11 protein-coding genes are annotated in these 17,522 nt (G+C 59.6%); 3 read left to right on the top strand and 8 right to left on the bottom strand.

The genetic code is table 11. The features are described from left to right. Positions 1-22: 22 nt before the first annotated feature. Together avs3b and avs3a are read right to left on the bottom strand one after the other, a co-directional pair. On the bottom strand, positions 23-703 hold the full coding sequence (gene avs3b / locus JQX08_RS08055) for an AVAST type 3 anti-phage protein Avs3b (protein WP_204915774.1): 681 nt from the start codon (positions 701-703) through the stop codon (positions 23-25). Beyond that, on the bottom strand, positions 681-6,941 hold the full coding sequence (gene avs3a, locus JQX08_RS08060; protein ID WP_204915775.1) for an AVAST type 3 anti-phage nuclease/ATPase Avs3a: 6,261 nt from the start codon (positions 6,939-6,941) through the stop codon (positions 681-683). The genes avs3b and avs3a overlap by 23 nt, the downstream gene beginning before the upstream one ends. 607 nt (positions 6,942-7,548) lie before the next feature. On the opposite strand from avs3a, the gene JQX08_RS08065 reads away from it, so the two are divergent. Further along, positions 7,549-8,043, top strand: a complete 495-nt coding sequence (locus JQX08_RS08065) for a substrate binding domain-containing protein (RefSeq protein ID WP_346727586.1) — start codon at positions 7,549-7,551, stop codon at positions 8,041-8,043. A 180-nt stretch (positions 8,044-8,223) separates the two neighbouring features. Here JQX08_RS08065 and JQX08_RS08070 read toward each other — a convergent pair whose 3' ends face one another. After that, positions 8,224-9,264 (bottom strand): AraC family transcriptional regulator, encoded by a 1,041-nt coding sequence (locus JQX08_RS08070; protein WP_204915776.1) that lies wholly within the window; start codon positions 9,262-9,264, stop codon positions 8,224-8,226. 210 nt (positions 9,265-9,474) lie between these two features. On the opposite strand from JQX08_RS08070, the gene JQX08_RS08075 reads away from it, so the two are divergent. Beyond that, a complete protein-coding gene (locus JQX08_RS08075; protein WP_204915777.1) occupies positions 9,475-9,792 on the top strand; it encodes an SCP2 sterol-binding domain-containing protein in 318 nt (105 codons plus the stop codon). A gap of 229 nt (positions 9,793-10,021) precedes the next feature. On the opposite strand, the gene JQX08_RS08080 is transcribed toward JQX08_RS08075, so the two are convergent. The 5 genes from JQX08_RS08080 to JQX08_RS08100 form a co-directional block, all read right to left on the bottom strand. Next, entirely contained in the window at positions 10,022-10,417 is a 396-nt protein-coding gene (locus JQX08_RS08080) for a hypothetical protein (RefSeq protein ID WP_204915778.1), read from the bottom strand. A gap of 10 nt (positions 10,418-10,427) precedes the next feature. Beyond that, positions 10,428-11,930: an NAD(P)-binding protein gene (locus tag JQX08_RS08085; RefSeq protein ID WP_204915779.1), complete on the bottom strand. Its 1,503-nt coding sequence runs from the start codon at positions 11,928-11,930 to the stop codon at positions 10,428-10,430. An 18-nt stretch (positions 11,931-11,948) separates the two neighbouring features. Continuing rightward, on the bottom strand, positions 11,949-12,779 hold the full coding sequence (locus JQX08_RS08090; protein ID WP_204915780.1) for an MBL fold metallo-hydrolase: 831 nt from the start codon (positions 12,777-12,779) through the stop codon (positions 11,949-11,951). 131 nt (positions 12,780-12,910) lie between these two features. Then, positions 12,911-13,807 (bottom strand): M24 family metallopeptidase, encoded by an 897-nt coding sequence (locus JQX08_RS08095; protein ID WP_204915781.1) that lies wholly within the window; start codon positions 13,805-13,807, stop codon positions 12,911-12,913. A 118-nt stretch (positions 13,808-13,925) separates the two neighbouring features. Then, positions 13,926-15,314, bottom strand: coding sequence for a spinster family MFS transporter (locus JQX08_RS08100; RefSeq protein ID WP_204915782.1), 1,389 nt, complete (start codon positions 15,312-15,314; stop codon positions 13,926-13,928). Between the two features lie 336 nt (positions 15,315-15,650). On the opposite strand from JQX08_RS08100, the gene JQX08_RS08105 reads away from it, so the two are divergent. After that, positions 15,651-17,519, top strand: coding sequence for a DUF1302 domain-containing protein (locus JQX08_RS08105; RefSeq protein ID WP_204915783.1), 1,869 nt, complete (start codon positions 15,651-15,653; stop codon positions 17,517-17,519). Positions 17,520-17,522: the final 3 nt, after the last annotated feature.

The raw sequence follows: 17,522 nt of genomic DNA on the forward strand, positions 1-17,522 counted from the left end.
GTGGATCGCGGAGCCTTTCTTCTCAGTCATCCACCTCCTCAGTATCTTGCGGAAGCGTCTCCCTCATCTCGCTGGCCAGAGACAAAGCTACTTTCGCAAAGCTCTCCAGCCTATCGGCTCGATTGAGCATGGCCTGTTTATTTGCCTCTTTTTGGCGCTTCAGCAAGCCTTCTGCGACGAATCTTGAGACCCGCATTTCCACTGTTGCCTCCAAGCCGCCCTTGACGACCTCCTCTAGCCATGGCTTGACCACGTTGACTGACCGTTCGGCGGCAACGCTGAGTGCGCAACGGATCAGCTCCCTGGCCGCGTGATCGATGCCGATCGCGAACTCGAAGAGCATCTTCTCGTCCTCTGTAGCACCTTCAAGCTCTTCTCTGCTAGGCGGGTGCGAGAAAAACCTGAGTTCATCTGCCTCATTCACGCCCAAGGAGTTGAGCGTGCGCAGCAGAGGATTTAGCTCCCTCAGCGGTCGCATGTACGGAGGCAATGTGTACCGGTGTGCCCAGAGTTTCAGGATGACATCCACGCACTCCGCCACCGCTGAATCGCGCGCGGTTTCGGACGCATCCTCGGCAGCGGAGATTTTCTCGGCTACTAGGTGCGCCATCCATTGGGCAGTGACATCGTCGCCGAGCGTCAAGCCGACAACGATCCGCTTGCCGAGCTCGATGACAGCCTTAGAGCGATCTAGTGATTCCATCGTGTCCGATCAAGTAGTAGCGGTTGTAGGGATAGTTATAGAAGGAGTAGTCATCGCTGGCAGTCTCGTCTTTCGGTGGCTTGCGGCGGACCTTGACGCAGACGATCAGAGATGTGCTCGGTTGCCCATCCAACAGTGCGCGAATGAACTTGTCGTCGGCGCTGAGCCGAGTGCCGGTCAGGACATCGCGCTCCTCCCCGTAGCCCGTGCTGCGCGACCACGATTCGCTTCTAGCCCTACCACCGCCTGGTAGCGTCCACGATCGCGCGTCTGGATCCGTCATCGGATTCAGGACATTGAGGATTTCCTGACAAGGCCGCGGGCCCGGGTTGGCCACCTTGCCAGCCCATGGGTCATATTCGTCAAGGCTCAACGAGTCGCTTTCCGTCTTGACCCAGCCGAGCAACCTCAGCTCTGGATCATCAACCTCCTCGCGATGGTCGATGTGATCCGCGTCTGGAAGATAAATGTCTCCTGGGTTAGGGCTAGTCTGCATAGCGGCTAGAAGGGCCGCCGCATGATAAGACGGAACGAGTACAGACCTGATCGACACCGTTTCACCATTGACCGCATCGGTGGTCGTCCAATGCCCCCAGAGAGCCGTCATACCGTCGTCAGTTGTTAGTTGGTCATCCAGATACTGTCTATCGACATGCCAACACCATGAAGCATCCGATCGATCGCTGCCCGACGAGGCGGCCTTCAGGATCTCGGGATCGCGCCGGTCCGCAAGCCACCGGCCATCATCGCGAGTGAGCAACTGACCTCTCAACCAATCGCCGAACGGATCCTCTTCCTCATCAGCGCGACGACGTACAAGCTTGGTCTCCAAGAGCTGGCCAGCGACGAACATCATGGAGTGATAGGACTGGTAGACGACTAAGTCCTCAACTCTGGGCATACTTCCATGCGAGTGGTTTGTCTCTTGCCATCGAATTAGTCCGCGTTTATAGCGCTGATCATCTATGCGAAGGCGAGACCCTAGCGACATGCGACCACGCAAGACTGCCCGTGCGCGTTGTTCGATCGACTGCTGATTCAAACCAAAGACACGGCCCAACGGGGCGAACCAATAGGGGCCGATGTCGACGCCGAAGGAGTACCTCTCTTCTTCGCCCGTGGCTTCGTCATCCAAGGTCTCGTCATCAACAATCTTGCACTCGCCACGAGCATAGACGTCCGTGGCAAGCGCAGAGCTGTTTGCGGCGTTTGCGATGGCAAGCAGATCCGAGGGCAGCGGAATAACTTTGTTCAGGCGCCTCAATGTATCCGAGGCAAAGTGCCGGATGACGACGTGTCGCTCCCTTACGGCTGAGTCAAGAAACTCGAGAAAAGGAGCAACGGCATGAGGTGCGTCCATGGCACCCCGCGCCAAGGCAATGCAGAGCCATTGGCGGGCATGCCACTCATAAAAAACCAGGCCTCCGTCAACGAATGGCTGCGGGGCGGCGCTCAATGCGCGAGTGGCCAGTGCGGACAACAGAGATTGCCAGTCGAGCTCAAGACAGTTGCGGATGCAGTGGGCGTGCTCCCAGCGTTCCGAAGTGGATGGGCGCGCCAGACCCGCCCATAAGTAGCCGGCTAAGGCTTCCTCGCAAGAGGATGACGGTGCGAGCGATTCGTCCCAAGGGCCATCGCCGTCCGCGCCTTCGAGAATTTCTTCAAGCAGGTCAAAGCCGAAGTTCAACACTTCATCGGCCTCGTCGCTGGTCAAGTGCCGCGAGAGAGGCTCTACCAGATGGAACAAGTCGTTCTCATCAAGTGTGTCGAGCTGCGACAGGTATCCCTTGATCCGAGCTGACGCGACGTCCTTCTCCACGATGATGCCCTCTGCATAGAGACCATCAAATGGGCCCTTAGAACCCCAACCGCGGCGCCCCACACGGTTAGGTTCGCTTGCAGCCAGCAAAAGGGCTGCCTTTCTGAGTTCGCTGCGGACAGACAGGAGCCTCTTGCTCGGCTCGGAGAGGTGCCTGATGACATCCATGAAGCTGAACACACTGAACTCGTCGTCCAACTGGATTGCACGGAGGTATCCGTCGATCTCCGACAGTTTCGCGCGCCGACAGCCTTGCTCATAGAATTCGCGAACGTACGAACGACCGTCAACTTTCTTGAGCGATTGCCGTGCCGCGAGAACCGCAGCTGCGTCGCAGAGATCGACGTCGTTGAAGATGGCATCCCAGTCGGGCTCCTGCACCTCTTTGCGACGCCCCGACCAGGACGCTCGAGCAGCAGTCACTGACTCACTGGCTCGTTTGGCCACAGATGCCTGAAGCAGCCTTTCCAAATCAGGAAGCGACATCGCCACGGAGTCGGCTAGAGCCTTAAGTTCGCGCAAGGAAGGCGTTTCGTGGGACTGGATACGGAGGAATCGGTAGGCGATCCGCAGGATTGATCTTTTCCGATTGTTGTCGGGTTCCGCCTCGATGGCGGCTTTGATGTCGCTGACGCGCTTCCATCCCGTCTCGGTGCCACTCAGGGCTACCGCGGCCTTTTTTGGAAGGAGTCCTCGGCCGATCAGACTGTAGATTGCGACGGGAAATAGTTCGCCAGCAAAGCCGAACTCTCGATCCCGCCAGCGGCTCAGAATTGCGAGACTGGATGAAGGGCAAAGGCCGACCAAGCCCTCGACCAATCTGTCCCAGTCCATGTATTTGTCTCGGGCCATATGCTCGTAGCTGAGTTCGGCAATCCTTGCTAGTCGATAGGCGGTCCGAGGTCTGGTCTGGCCCGGACAATGCGCGGCGTCCGTGAGATCCAAGAACGTTGTCCATCGAGAGAGGTGTTCCTCTCCGATCTTGCTGGCGATGTCGATCGCCTTGTCGAAATAGGCAGCCGCTTCCGACCTGCTCACGCAAAAGATGGCGCGCGCTAGCTCCTGAAGATCGTCAACCTGTGTCTCCGCATCGCTGCGCGACGCCGTGAGCTGATCGAACGCCTTTGAACTGAGTTGCAGTGAGAGGTCACCCAGCCCTGCGGTTCGCGCGGCGATGTGGCACATTCGAGTGAGAGTGCTCGAGTAGATGCGGTCGTTATTGTCGACCCACCCCAGTAGTGCATCGATCTGAGTAGGCTTAACAGAACCTGCATCGCGGAGAATCTGTACCCACTCGATGGCAGCCGTCTTCTCCAAATTGAAGCGCCGCTGGTAGTCACTTGACGAAGCAGACTTCGTCTGTCTCAGCGCAAGCTCGACTTCGTGATCAAGTTTGAGAGGCTGGCGGCCACAAGCGATTTCAGCGGCCAAGATGAACCACGGGAGGACACCCCCAGTCACTTGCTGTAGCTGAGACGCTTGTTGGCTCTTAACGGGAGAGCCCTTCGTCTCGAATTCAGGGCGAACATCCTTGGGCGCCAGATCAATCAGCTCAATCCGTTTTCCGCGTAGTGCGGCTTCCAAAGCGTAGGCCCGGATGAAGTCCGCTCGATCGTCATCGAAGTCATGGAGCTGGTGAGGCGGATCTTTTGGCAAATACCGGCGTATCGTCTCTGCCCAAGTCGCATCGTCGCGCGGGAGGCATCTGAGGGCGAGAGTAATTGCAGACCGGACTCCGTCTAGTACGTTTCCCCTAGACCTCCATGAGTGATCTTCCTCGGGTAACTTGACCTTAGGGTCGACCAAGATGCCCATCAGATGGCGCAGCGGCTCAGCCGGTAACAGATGTGCGTTCCGGGCCGATTCGGTTGCTAGGCCCAGCATCATCCAAACATTCCCCTCGGCGTGCTCGGCGAGCGCATCGATTCCCTTGAAGTCCCCGACGTCCGCAAGTCGGGCGGCCACGCGTTTCGTGGTTCTCAACACGGTGGATTTAGGATTCCATGATTTCAGGAATTCTGCAGCCTTAGCAGGGCCCTGCAATCTCAGGACTCCGATAGCGAGTTCGGCGATATCGGCGTCGTCAATCTCATCCTCCTTGCGGCGCTTGGGTGGCAGCCTGCTCCAAGCGATCAACGAATCCCAGGCCATGCGCAACCTGCTTCTCGCCTCAGGGATGAGGTCATCGTTTCCGGCGAGCAGCGCCGCCTCATAGGCGTGATGAGAGCCAAGGAATCCGCCGCCGAACGTGCGCCTGGAGACCATTTCTTCGATGCGATCTGGCGCAAGCAGAACGCTGGCAATGTCAGTGTTATTCTGGATAAGTGTGTTCTGGCGGGCCTCGCCGGCCACCTCGCCGCCAACCTTTAGCGCGAGCTTGGCGGCAGCAACATATCGCCCCTGCTGCAAGCATGCTCTGAGCGCGAACATCAATCGCTGCAGCTCGACGTCTCTTCGCTCGAGAGGGTTGAGCTCGGGCAAGCTCTCATTTGAGAGCGCCAGCGCGATCAACTCGTCCATTCGGCCGGCCGACAGCAGCAACTGCGGCAGCGCCGCCGCCACATAAGAGCTGGTCGCCGCGAGCGGCTTCAGCTTTGAAAGAAATGCATCGAGTGAGGCCGCATCGGGCTTATACGTTTCGTTGAACCAAGTCTCTGCAGGTTCGTCCGTAAAGTGCAGACCTGAGTCTTTGACGAAGAGCGGCCGCCCAAACTCTGTGGCAAACGTACGGACGGCGCTCTCTGGAACGCCGGCGATCTGGGCCAAGATGGCAATGGGCACCAGGGGCCGGAGCACCGCGAGGCCCTTGCAGATGAGGTCAATCTGATTCGCTTCTGTCGGGCCCCACTCGGTTTTCAGCCTGTCGATGGCTTTCGTTAGTAGGCCTCCAATCGCGAGTTGAACCGTCGTTGGCGTTGGCCCCAGGGCCCTGAGCATGTCACCGATGGGCGGGGTGCCCTCCATCGCCAGTGCTTGAACGCGGGGGTTATCACTGCTGAGAAAGGCGAATTCCGCAGCCTCCGCGTCCGTCGCCTCTGGATAGCTCAGCCGTAGGTGTGTCGCAGTCTCAGTCTTGGAGAACGACGCGAGCTTAATCACGATGGCGTCGAGGGGAGCTCCCAGGTGGCTCTGCCGGTGTGATCGGCATGTGAATGCCAAACGCACCCCGTCGGGCATGTCCGTGTTGATCAAGTCATGAACAAAGGCCCGCTCACCGATCTCATGTGCCGCCATGTATGCGTTGTCGGCCGCGTCGATGATGATACAAAGGCTCGCCTGAGGCGTGCGGGCTCTAAGAAGATCAACGGCTTGCTTGAGCCGAGATACGAAGGCCCACATGAACTGCTTGGGGTCCGTGCCGCCGGACGGAATTAATGGCAGGCAAAGCTGCTGTCCAGAAAGCTCGTTCGCGATCTGGACGAGGGCATCGCGGTACCGATGGCGATACTTCAAGGCTTGGCGATAAGTCCCGTCACCGAAACAGTCGTACAGGACCGCCACCGACCCAGCAGGCATAGCACGAGCCAGGTGAGCAGAAAGAGTTGACTTGCCCACGCCACCGTCTGCGTGGATGACAACAGGGCGTTGTGCGGTGAGCAGCGTCGCCAGGATGTCTGCCTGCTGCGCTCGTGGAAGCACCTGCTTCGGCTCCGAGATCAACGAGGGCGCCGGCAGGAGATCGATTTCGGTCACCCGCATTGAGCGGAGTACGTCGTAGAGCCGGACGGAGCGGTCCTTCGCTCCCTCATCGGTTGCCCGGCGGGTGACCAGTTCCTTCAGCTGGAGCGCAGCCTCGGTGTCCGGTTCGGACAAGTATGCGCTCAGGTCCTGACTTAGGAGATTGCGCTGTTCCCATAGATCCGGCTCACCAGCTTCAACTGAGAACGCGGAGAAGAAGCTCTGTACGTTGCTGCCAGCTGACGCCGCGTAACGTTTCAGCAGCTCGTCAATTTCACGGTGCCGCGGCGCTGTCGCCCCCGCAGCGATATCGGCCAACGCCTCAAGAACAGTTCCATCCATGGGCCTGTTCGTCAGAAAAATGAACTGAACCTTATTCGCCAGGACGTCCAGGCCAAGCGACGCCTCCAACTTCTCGAAACGCGCTGCAAAACCCTCGATGGTTCCTTTGAGGCCGCTTGCCGTCCAGGGAACTTGCGCTTGCCTGGACGAGTGTTTGAGCTGCACATAGCGGATGGACTTTGCCGCTATAACGTCCTCGCTCCCGTAGTACAGGCCGACGTCAATGACCTCGTCGCCGGCGCTCGTAGATGCATCCCCCTCGTCCAGTGACGCGCCTTCGATCGCCACCGCAACCAGGCCACCCGCCACGGCAAGCAGCCCGAGGCATTGCCGGGCGGCCCATTGATAGTGGAATTGGTCGCCGCTTCTGGAGGGGCCTACAGAGCCTTGCTTCGCCATATTATCTGCACTCCCTGCATCCGCCTTTTTAACGGAGTTTACAGGCCCGAGATGGCCTCGGTAGATCTGCCTACGGCCAGTTCCTAACTTCAAACGTTGTGGCGCCGCTTTCGGGCGTCGAGTTGGCAACGTGAAGAACCGCCTCGCTGCATAGCAGGCGTTGGCCACGGCGGCTCGAACGACTGCAATTGGCCGGTAGCAGTCATCAGCGAGAGGCCATTTGGAACTGCGAGTCAGTGACTGGATATCTCCGGGCGTCGGCAAAGCGAACTGTCGGCGTGTGCGAATAGGTGTCGGAGGGATGCGAATAGGTGTCGGGGCGTGCGAATGGCTGTCGGAGGATGCGAATAGGTGTCGGGGCGTGCGAATGGCTGTCGGAGGGTGCGAATAGGTGTCGACGGGCGCGAATGGCTGTCGGTTTTGAAGAACCGTGTTGTGTCGGTTTTGCGTGCGAATCAGTGTCGGTTAGGCATGCGAATTGATGTCGGAACCAATGCGAATACTCACACTCCTAACCAGGTGTGCAGCTCCAGCCTTTGCCGCCATGTAGGCAGCGCCAATTCCAGGTGATACGCGAACGGGGTAGAACCCCGGAATCGACGTAGCAATTCGTACCCGGGAGCACGAGCCTTCCTCCGGAATCGCTATGCGCCCTTTAGCGGAAACGAGGCGGATCTTTTGTGCTTCACCCGGATATCTGGCGCGGCGCGGAAGGCCGAAGACTCCAGTAGATCTGAAGCAGCACGACATGATGGTTTACACGTTGGCTAACAATCCCTATGAGCTACACCTGGAGCGGGGTGGAGAAAGCCAATCAGTCCAGCTGAACAGCATCTTCGACTGCGACGATGGACAAGTGCTGCGTAGGGCAGCACTTGCCGGTCTCGGGATTCTTATCCTTCCGATGTACATCGTGTTCGATGATGTGGTCGCAGGTCGATTAGTCCCAGTACTTGATGACTGGGAGCTACCCTCGCTGACCATCAACATTGCTTACCAGAGTCGGCACCATTTACCAATGAAGGTCCGTGTCTTCATCGACTTCTTGGTCGAGCGTTTCGAGCAACTCGACTTCAAGCGGAAATGGTCATCAGTTCTTTGAGGAGGGACGCTGCTCCGATTGGTGTCACGGCAGCGTTGAACTTGAATCGCCCCCACGCTCGCTGACAGAGCAATTCTGCCGGCGACGTGGGTGGGGCAGCTACTTTTTCAACAGAATCGGCCAATAGCGGACCTTGTGGATGGCATCTAGCTGGCACTGCGATGTTGCATTGCCCAGCCGTTAGGAGGAGTGATTTCGTCGATATTGGCCAGGAGTCATCTTCGTCCAGCGCTTGAAAGCCCTTTGAAAAGCGCTCTGTTCGGAGAACCCAAGTAGATAAGCAATATCCACCAGCCCCAAGCTTGGGTCGCGGGCGTATCCGACTGCTAAGGAGCTGCGTAGCTCATCGACGAAGCGACGAAAGCTCAGCCCGCGGTGAGCGAGGTGCTCTTTAAATTCGGCTTCGGTTAGCCCCGCCGACTTCGCCGCTTTCAGCAGGCTGGGCTCTCCTTTGCTGAAAGAGTCCAACACGGTGCGCCGGGCAATTGCCAACCAGGAAGGCTCCAGCGCGTCCCCCATCTGCTTGAGAAGTTGTTCGCACACGTCATTCATGATGCGTCGCAGCTTATCGTCCGCCAGGGGTAGATCCATTAGCAGGTAGTTCGCGTCGAAAGCGACGGTGGTTTCTGCAGCGTCGAACGTTATTGGGCAGCGAAATAGCCTGTCGTACGGACTTGTATCATCAGGCCGAGAATGCTGGAACGCTACCCAGTTTGGACGGAGGTCTTGCCGGTTGTAGAACCAGCGTGCCAGTGTCACCCAAGTGGCCAGATTCAGTTCGTCTTGAATTCTTCCTAGCGGCAACGTGTGAGGCAGGCTGCTACGCCAGTGTCGTAGGCACTCGGCCCCTCGGATTTCGACCACGTGGTGTCCTGCGTCGATAGCCAACACGGAGTAGCGCGCGGCCTGTTGCATTAGCTCATGGCCAGTGGAACACGCCATCAATGCAAAACCGTATGAGCCAAGATGACCAGGGCGGACACTCAAGCCCAATTTCAAACCCAGGAATGGGTCGTTCAGTTCGTCAGCAGCGAGTTTGCAAAGGTGATCAAAGCTAACGAAGGGAATGCGACCGTTTGGGTCGCACAACGAATCATGGGAAATCCCAGCCTGGCTGAGTAGCTCCTGGGCCGCGCAACCGTGCTGCTCCAGGTAGCTAGTGAGCAGTCGCAGAAAATGTACCGCAACACTGAAATGCTCGTTCCCACGTTCGGTGTCCATTGTTACTCCTGCGTACGCCTCGTTTTTGAGCGTCTCTTTGCCGGGTCATAAGTGATCGGGTTCGGTCAATACTCGGCGTTGACTCTTCACTACCATTCGAGGTCGGAGCCCCGTTCGGGCGGCTGCCCAGGTGCACTTCGCTGCGCTGCAATTGGACAGCTTTCGGCGGGTGCCTTCACAACGACAATGACCGTGCGGAGTTAACAACAAATGAGTGCTAATGAATTTCTCCATCGCCTTCCCGCAGCCCTTAACCAAGGTGCTGTATCAGGCGTTCGCTGCACCATCCAGTTCAATATCAGTGAGCCGGCTTTCGCCACTATCAGCGACGACGTATGTACCGTTCAAAGCGGTACCGCCTCTGATGCAAATGTCATCCTCACCATGGCAGATGAAGACCTGATCTCGCTGCTTAAAGGTGATCTGGATGGAATGGCTGCATTCATGGGGGGCAAGCTCCAGCTCGAGGGCGATTTGATGTTGGCTCAGCAAATCAGCGGCTACTTCGACGCATCCCGCCTGGCGTGAGTTAAGTCAGGGAGCACCAGTCGCGCTTGCCTTCTGTTTTGGTGCGGCGCGCCTGGTGTTAGTCCTTCCTGAGCCGTAGCTGAGTCTTAATACTTGATCCGCAGGAAGCGTGGTATGAGCATGACCTTCATCACGCTGGCGGTTCTTATTGTCGTCGTCGGTTGCTGCTTTCGTTGCCGAAACAGATAGCCACTACCGATGATAGAAGTACGCCGCCAGTGATTTCGTTTTAGCGCGCTAGCGGAGGGCTGAGCTTGCCGCGCTGCTTGTTCCTTAAGCGCTCCCAGAGATAGCTGGCCAGCAACGCCACTGACCCCGCCAAGTAGATGCCGGTAGAGCGTCCCGGGCCGAAGAACGCCAGCATCAGCACGGCATAGGTGAGAAACGCCAGGCCGAAGCCTAGTTCGAACGATACCCGACAAGTCAGCAGAATCAGCAACAGCAGCAGAAACGCGGTTTTCGCGTAATACGCTTCTTGGGCGATGCGCAGGGCCTGCACGGCATCGCTGGCCACCTGGTATTTGGCAAAGATGTCGCGGCCGGCAAAGAAGTCCAGTTGCATGGTGATATTGACGACGGCATAACCGGCGACGATCAGAATGATCAGTAAACGGTTGATCGACATGACAGCTCCTTCAGCTGATTTCAGTGGCGCGGGAATTGCTCCGTGGCGCGGTTGCTTGACGCGAAATGGGCGAAAACTCCAATACCCCATCGGCAATCGGTTGCTTGTACATCACCCGGTCCTGCTCATAGTGGTTAAGTACCCGCCAGGGCAGGTGGCGACCCTGGCGTGGCAGCAGGTTGGCACTGCGTTTTACATAGCCGGAATCGAGGGTGCTCATCACGCTGCCGGCTTCTTTTTCACCCTCCGGGGCCTTGGGGGTGCACACCTCGAAGTGGTGCTCGCCCATGTAGTTGTAAAGGCGGCACAGGTAGTGGGAAACCAGGTCGGCTTTCAGCGTCCAGGGGGCATTGGTGTAGCCAAACACCGAGGCCATGTTGGGGATGTCTTCGGCCAGGGCGCCTTTGTAGGTCATGCGTTCGGCGAGGTTCTGCCGCTGGCCGTCGACCTTCAGCTCCATACCGCCGAGCGCCTGCAACTGCAAGCCGGTGGCGGTGATGATGATATCGGCCTCCAGCTCCTGGCCGGACTTCAGGCGGATGCCGGTTTCGGTAAAGGTCTGAATATGCTCGGTGACTACGTCTGCCTTGCCACTGCGCAGCACCTTGAACAGGTCACCATCGGGCACCGCACACAGGCGCTCATCCCAGGGCATATAGCTGGGGGTGAAGTGGCGCATATCGATGTCGTCGCCGACCTGCTTTTTCACATTAGCCAGCAGCCAATCACGCACCTTGTTTGGCCAACGTCGTGCGGCCTTGTAGATGGCGCGGGCCAGCCAAATATTGCGTTTGCGCGCGAACGCCGACACCCAGCGCATCGGCAGCACATGGCGCAATACGGCGGACAGCGCGTCCGAGCCCGGCACAGTAATGATGTAGCTGGGCGAGCGCTGCAACATGGTCACATGGGCGGCCTCGGGTGCCAGGGCCGGCACCAGGGTAACGGCGGTGGCGCCGCTGCCGATGATGACGATGCGCTTGTTTCGGTAGTCGAGGTTCTCGGGCCAGTGTTGCGGGTGAATCATCTGGCCCTGAAAACGTTCGCTGCCGGGGAAGGTCGGCAGGTAGCCATTGTCGTAGTTGTAGTAGCCCACGCACGACACCACAAAGCGGCTGGTGAACACCTGCACTTCACCGGTTTTTTCATCGAGGGTTTTCAGCGTCCACAGGCGCTCGGTGCTGGACCAGTTGGCCTCGGTGCTGGCCAGGCCGTAATGGATGTTGTGGTCCACGCCATGCTCGGCCGCGGTGTCGGCAATGTACTGGCGAATCGAGGCGCCGTCGGCCAGGGTCTTGAGTTTGTCCCAGCGCCGGAAGCCGTAGCCAAAGCTGAACATATCGGCGTCGGAGCGGATGCCGGGGTAGCGGAACAGATCCCAGGTGCCGCCCATGGCCTGGCGGCGTTCGATAATGGCGTAGGTCAGTTGCGGCGACTCGCGCACCAGGTGGCAGCCCATGCCGATGCCGGACAGCCCGGCACCGATGATCAGCACGTCGTAATGGTTTTGCACAGTGAGCGTCCTTTCTTATTATTGAGGGCGGTGATAGCGCGCCAGCTCTACAGGGTCGTGGGCGCAGAACAGCTCGATCTCGCCCGAGTGGTTGGCCGCCAATTGGCGCAGGCGTTTGATATTGGCGATTCGCGCCGCTGGCTTGGCCTGGATCAGCACTTCGAAGAACTTCAGAAAGCCCGGCGTATTGGGCGAGGCGGTCAGTTCGCTGTGGTGGTAATAGGCATCGCCGCAATGCAGCAGCCAGCCCGAGTCGGTGTTCACCGCCACGCCGGTATGGCCTTTGGTATGGCCGATCAGGGGCACCAGCAGCACCTGGTCCCGCAGCTCGGCAATCGCCTGGATGCTGTCCAGGCCGAACCAGCTTTCGCCGCGTTCCGGGTGCACCACCCAGTTGGGCCGGTGCTTGAACTGCGGCAGACGAAAACGCAGGTGTTCGCGTAAACCCGGTTGCTGGATTTGCTTCAGCTCGGGTTCCAGCACATGTACCTGCGCCCAGGGGAAATCGCTCAGGCCGCCGGCATGGTCGAGGTCCAGGTGGGTGGTGATGATATGCCGCACATCCCGAGGGTCGAGGCCCAGGGCACGGATCTGCTGGATGGCGGTTTCCTCCAGCGCCAGCAGCGGTTTGAACAGAGGCGGGTAGGTGAGGCCGAGACGGCGTCGCGGTTCGGCGATGTCCTGCAGGCCCATGCCGGTGTCCACCAGCACCAGGCAGTCGGGGGTTTCCAGCAGCAGGCAATGGCACACCAGTTTGCCTGGGCGCGACCAACTGCCATGGCCGCTGACCAGGCGTTCGCACGCCGGGCACATGGTGCCGCAGTTGAGGTGATGGACCTTAAGTGACATGAACGTCTCCGCCATTACGGCCAAGGCTGTCGGTTGGCGCGGGGCGCGGCGGGGTGCTGAGGCAATACAGCGCAATCAGCAGCCCCAGCAGCGCCACGGCCAGCAGTTTGCAAGGGTCGATACGTGGCACGTCAGCGCTTGGCCTTGGCTTCCAGCACGTGGGGTACGTTGTCATCCAGCCAGTAGCAGCGGGTCGGTTCGACCACCAGAATCTCTTCGAACTTGGCGCCGCCGCCGGCCCAGCCGATATGCGGCTCAATGGCCCACAGGCCGAGCTTGCGGCCGATATGTTCGGGGGTGAGGGTAGCCGAGAGGCCCATCTTCATCAGGGCCATATTGGTTTCCAGGGAGAACCAGCCAAACGAGCGATTGCCGATGCGCAGGTGCTTGCCCTGTTTGGGTTTGACCCGGAACACCCGATGGCCCAGCACGCAATGCGGGTATTTGCTGTGCACATTGTCGTAGCCGGCGTTTTTGATCCGCTCGTCGATCTGCAGCCAGATCTCGCCAGCAGTCAGCTCGCTGGCGAACATTTTTGGCAGGTCTTCGCGCAGTTGCAGGAGGAAGTCTTTGGCCTTGTCCAGCTCGGCATCGGGTTGCAGGCACAGGGTGTAGCCGACGTCGCCGATATAGCCGTCCACCACCGGCGATACATCGAGAATCACCACATGCTCCGGTTGCAGGGCGCGCTCGCTGGGGTGGTAGTCGCTGTAGGACTGGTATTCATCGAAGCGCGAGTGCGAGCCAAACCAGGCAAAGGCGCGGTGCAGGTAGCGCTCGGTGCCGTGTGCCTTGAGGTAGTTTTCCAGCAGGGTGGCGGCTTCCAACTCGGTCATGCCGACCACCAACTGCTTGCTCACATGCACCACCGCGTCATAGGCCAGGCGTTGGGCGGCGAGGTGGCCGGCCAGGGCTTCTTTTGGCGGCAACTCATCGGCGCCGTTGACGTAGCGCGACGACACCTTGGCAAACCAGCGGTAGAAGCGGTCCCACATTCCGCTGGGTTCAAGCTCGTAACCAATCGGCATATCCAGACTCCTTGCGTACTGCTTTTTTACGCGCGGTGCAGGGCGCCGGCGCGGTCGTTTTTATTTGAAGGGCGATGGTAAGGGCCGCACCGTGTTGGCGATGGTGCGGCTCCGTCAGCTAGTGATGCTTTTCGGCCAAATTGGGGGTCAGCGGCGCGGTGCCGATATCGAGTGGTGCTGTGACGGGCGGGCGCCAGCTGGCCAGGTCCTCATGGGTCTTGCGGAAATGCACCAGGCCACGGCCCAGTAGTAGGGCGCCGAAGCTCAGGCCCAGCACGCTGACGATCACCATCGAGTAACGCACCGCCAGTGGGTCGGCAAAGCCGTAATCGGTGATCAGCGCCACCGCCGTCGGCCCCAGCCCCAGGCCGATCAGGCTGGCAATCAGGCTATACAAGGCAATGGCCTGGCCACGCATCGAGTTGGGCATGATTTCCTGCAGCGAGGCGGCTGCCACGCCAATCGGCATGCTCATAAACAGCACCGCCGGTATCTGCAGGGCCGCGGCAATTTCCGCCGTGGGGGAGAGCGGTGCAAAGGCGCAGGGAATGCCGAGCAGGGCGGCAACAAATCCCACGCGCATCGACGCATCGCGGTGGCCGCGTTTGCGCAGATAATCGGCCAGGCGACCGCCTGCCACCACGCCGATGCAACCGAACACCAGCACGATGGTGCCGTAGATCATCCCTACCTCGGTGGGCGTCCAGCCGTAGGTGCGGATAAAGAACGTCGGCGCCCAGGCGCCCATGCCGTAACCCACCAGCATCAGCAGGGCGAAACCGAAGTTGTGCAGCACGATGGTGCTGCGGTTGCTGCGCAGATAACGCGCCACGTCTTTCACCGGCACCGCCACACCCGCGCCAACGCCACGGCGCACCGGCTCCTTGATTGCCAGCAGGGTCAGGGTAAAGGCCACGCCCAGGGCGCCGAGGATGATAAAGATCAGCTGCCAGTGGCGGATTTCGCCGAGCAGCGGTAGCACCAGGTCGCCCTGTGCCGAGGCGAATTTGATGATCAGCGCGCCGAGCATATAAGCCACCCCGGAACCCAGGTACACGCCCATGGCATACACGCTCATGGCGGTGGCGCGGCGGTCATCGGGAAAGCTGTCGGCAATCAGCGAATAGGCGGCAGGGTTGAGTGCCGCTTCACCGGCACCCACGCCGATACGGCCGATCAGAAAGTGCCAGTAGTTCTTCGCCAAGCCGCAAAACGCGGTGGCTGCACTCCATACCAGAATGCCCAGGGCGATCAGCCCGCGTCGGCTACGTGAATCGGCCGCGCGGCCCAGCGGCAGGCCGCATAGGGTGTAGAAAACCGCAAAGGCCAGGCCCATCAGCAGGCTGATCTGCGTGTCATTGAGCAGCAGGTCGCGGCGGATCGGCTCCACCAGCAGGCTGAGAATCTGTCGATCAACGAACGACAGGATGTACGCGCACATCAGGATCAGCACCATGCTCCAGGCGCGCAGGGGGGAGGGGTAGTCAGTCTTTTTGTTGTTGTTCATGAGTGGACCTGTTCAAGGGCGGCGACGCCAAACCAGCAGGGCCGAAGCAGGCACGCGCTCGGCACTATTGCTGGCGTATATAAACCATCAGAAGCAACGCTTATGCGTGCTTTGCATGGCGTGTTTTCGCCCTTTCAGTTATGCCACCCCCAGCCTGGCCGCTGCCAGCCGCCAGGCCGCCAATTCGAACGGTTGTCGAAAAACCACAATCAATTGGCGTGGAACCACCATTTTTCCCCGCGCTGCCTGCTTAGGCTAGCCACCACTACGTAGCCACCGGCATCACGATCGGGGCGTAGCGATTCATCTCCGCTAATAAAAATAATGAGGCGTGAAATGTATTTATCAGCCAAGTCCGCCGGCTTTCAGGCCAGCGCACTGACCCTTGCCCTGTGCTCGGTAATGGTCGGCAAAGCCAACGCGTTTACCTTCAACTACGGCGAACTGGAAGGGCAGTTCGACTCCTCCTTGTCCATCGGTGCCAGCTGGGCTGCCAGCGGGCCGGACAAGCACCTGATCGGCGCCAACAACGGTGGCAAAGCCAGCAGCACCACCAGCGATGACGGGCGCCTGAACTTCAAGAAGGGCGAAACTTTCTCGAAGATTTTCAAAGGCGTGCACGACCTGGAACTGCGCTACCAGAACTACGGCTTTTTCGCCCGTGGCAAGTACTGGTACGACTTCGAACTCAAGGATGAAAGCCGGCCGTTCAAAGACATCGACGACAGCAACCGCAAGCGCGGCGCCCAGGCATCCGGTGCGGAATTGCTGGATATGTTTGCCTATTACAACTACGAAGTCGGCGATATGGCCGGCTCGTTCCGCGTGGGCAAACAGGTGGTCAGCTGGGGCGAGAGCACCTTTATCGGTGGCGGTATCAACTCGATCAACCCGGTGGATATTTCCGCCCTGCGGCGCCCTGGTTCAGAACTGAAAGAAGGCCTGATTCCGGTGGAAATGCTCTACCTGACCCAGAGCCTCACCGAGAACACCTCGATGGAGCTGTTCTACCAACTGGACTGGAAACAGGTGGTGCTGGACAACTGCGGCACCTACTTCGGCATCGACAATATGGCCGATGGCTGCGAAGCCAACACCGTCAGCGCCAACCTCACCGGCAACCCGGCGGCGGTGGCGGCCTTGACCCCGGAAGGCATCGACCTGACGCCCGAAGGCATCCGCATTCAGCGCGCCGGCGACAACGATGCGCGCAACAGCGGGCAGTGGGGGGCGGCCCTGCGCTGGAACTCGCTGCTGCTGGACACCGAGTTCGCCGCCTATTTCATGAACTACCACAGCCGCATGCCGTACTACAGCATGATCACCGGCCCGCATACCGCCGACTTCGGCTTTGCCGGCAACCTGTGCGCCAATGCCGGGGTCAGCGGCGCGGCCTGTTCCGGCCTGGCCAATGCCCTGGGTGGCGCTTATCGCCTGGGCACGTCCAAGTACTTTGCCGACTACCCGGAAGATATCCGCCTGTATGGCCTGAGCTTCGCCACCACCCTGGCCACCGGTACGGCGATCCAGGGCGAGCTGTCCTACCGCCCCAACGCGCCTCTGCAAATCAACGGCACCGATATGACCCTGGCCATGCTCGGCACGCCGTCGGTATCTCCGGTGTACAGCAGCGGCCTGTATGGGGTGGCCAACAACCAGACCATCAGCGGCTACCAGCGCAAGGAAATGACCCAGCTGCAAGGCGGCGCCACGCATATCTTCAACCAGGTGGCCGGTGCCGATCGGCTGATCCTGATTGGCGAAGCGGCGATCGTGCACACCGGCGGGCTGGACAACAAATACGGCCTGCGCTTTGGCCGTGACGGTGCCTTTGGCCAAGGCGTGCTGGCCGACAACGCGCTGTGCCGCACCTCCACCAACACCACCAACCCGCAGTACTGCAACGACGAGGGTTTCACCACCGCCACCGCCTGGGGTTATCGCCTGCGCGGCACCCTCGATTACCGCGATGTACTGCCGCAACTGAACCTGCGTCCGTCCCTGGCCTTTTCCCATGACGTGAAGGGCTACGGCCCGTCGATCTCGCCGTTTATTGAGGGCAGCAAGGCGGTCAGCCTCGGCGTCGATGCCGACCTGCGCAGCTTCTACACCGCGAGCCTGTCGTACACCAACTACTTCGACGGTAAATACAACACCCAGGTTGATCGCGATTTCGTCGCGCTGAGCTTTGGCGTCAACTTCTAAGGA

This window comes from Zestomonas insulae, from assembly GCF_016901015.1.
GTDB lineage: Bacteria > Pseudomonadota > Gammaproteobacteria > Pseudomonadales > Pseudomonadaceae > Aquipseudomonas > Aquipseudomonas insulae.

Excerpts from the sequence above, each read along its gene's own strand:
- JQX08_RS08105 (WP_204915783.1), top strand. The coding sequence starts at position 15,651 with ATGTATTTATCAGCCAAGTCCGCCGGCTTTCAGGCCAGCGCACTGACC.
- JQX08_RS08095 (WP_204915781.1), bottom strand. The coding sequence starts at position 13,807 with ATGCCGATTGGTTACGAGCTTGAACCCAGCGGAATGTGGGACCGCTTC.
- avs3b (WP_204915774.1), bottom strand. The coding sequence starts at position 703 with ATGGAATCACTAGATCGCTCTAAGGCTGTCATCGAGCTCGGCAAGCGG.
- avs3a (WP_204915775.1), bottom strand. The coding sequence starts at position 6,941 with ATGGCGAAGCAAGGCTCTGTAGGCCCCTCCAGAAGCGGCGACCAATTC.
- JQX08_RS08070 (WP_204915776.1), bottom strand. The coding sequence starts at position 9,264 with ATGGACACCGAACGTGGGAACGAGCATTTCAGTGTTGCGGTACATTTT.
- JQX08_RS08080 (WP_204915778.1), bottom strand. The coding sequence starts at position 10,417 with ATGTCGATCAACCGTTTACTGATCATTCTGATCGTCGCCGGTTATGCC.
- JQX08_RS08090 (WP_204915780.1), bottom strand. The coding sequence starts at position 12,779 with ATGTCACTTAAGGTCCATCACCTCAACTGCGGCACCATGTGCCCGGCG.
- JQX08_RS08075 (WP_204915777.1), top strand. The coding sequence starts at position 9,475 with ATGAGTGCTAATGAATTTCTCCATCGCCTTCCCGCAGCCCTTAACCAA.
- JQX08_RS08100 (WP_204915782.1), bottom strand. The coding sequence starts at position 15,314 with ATGAACAACAACAAAAAGACTGACTACCCCTCCCCCCTGCGCGCCTGG.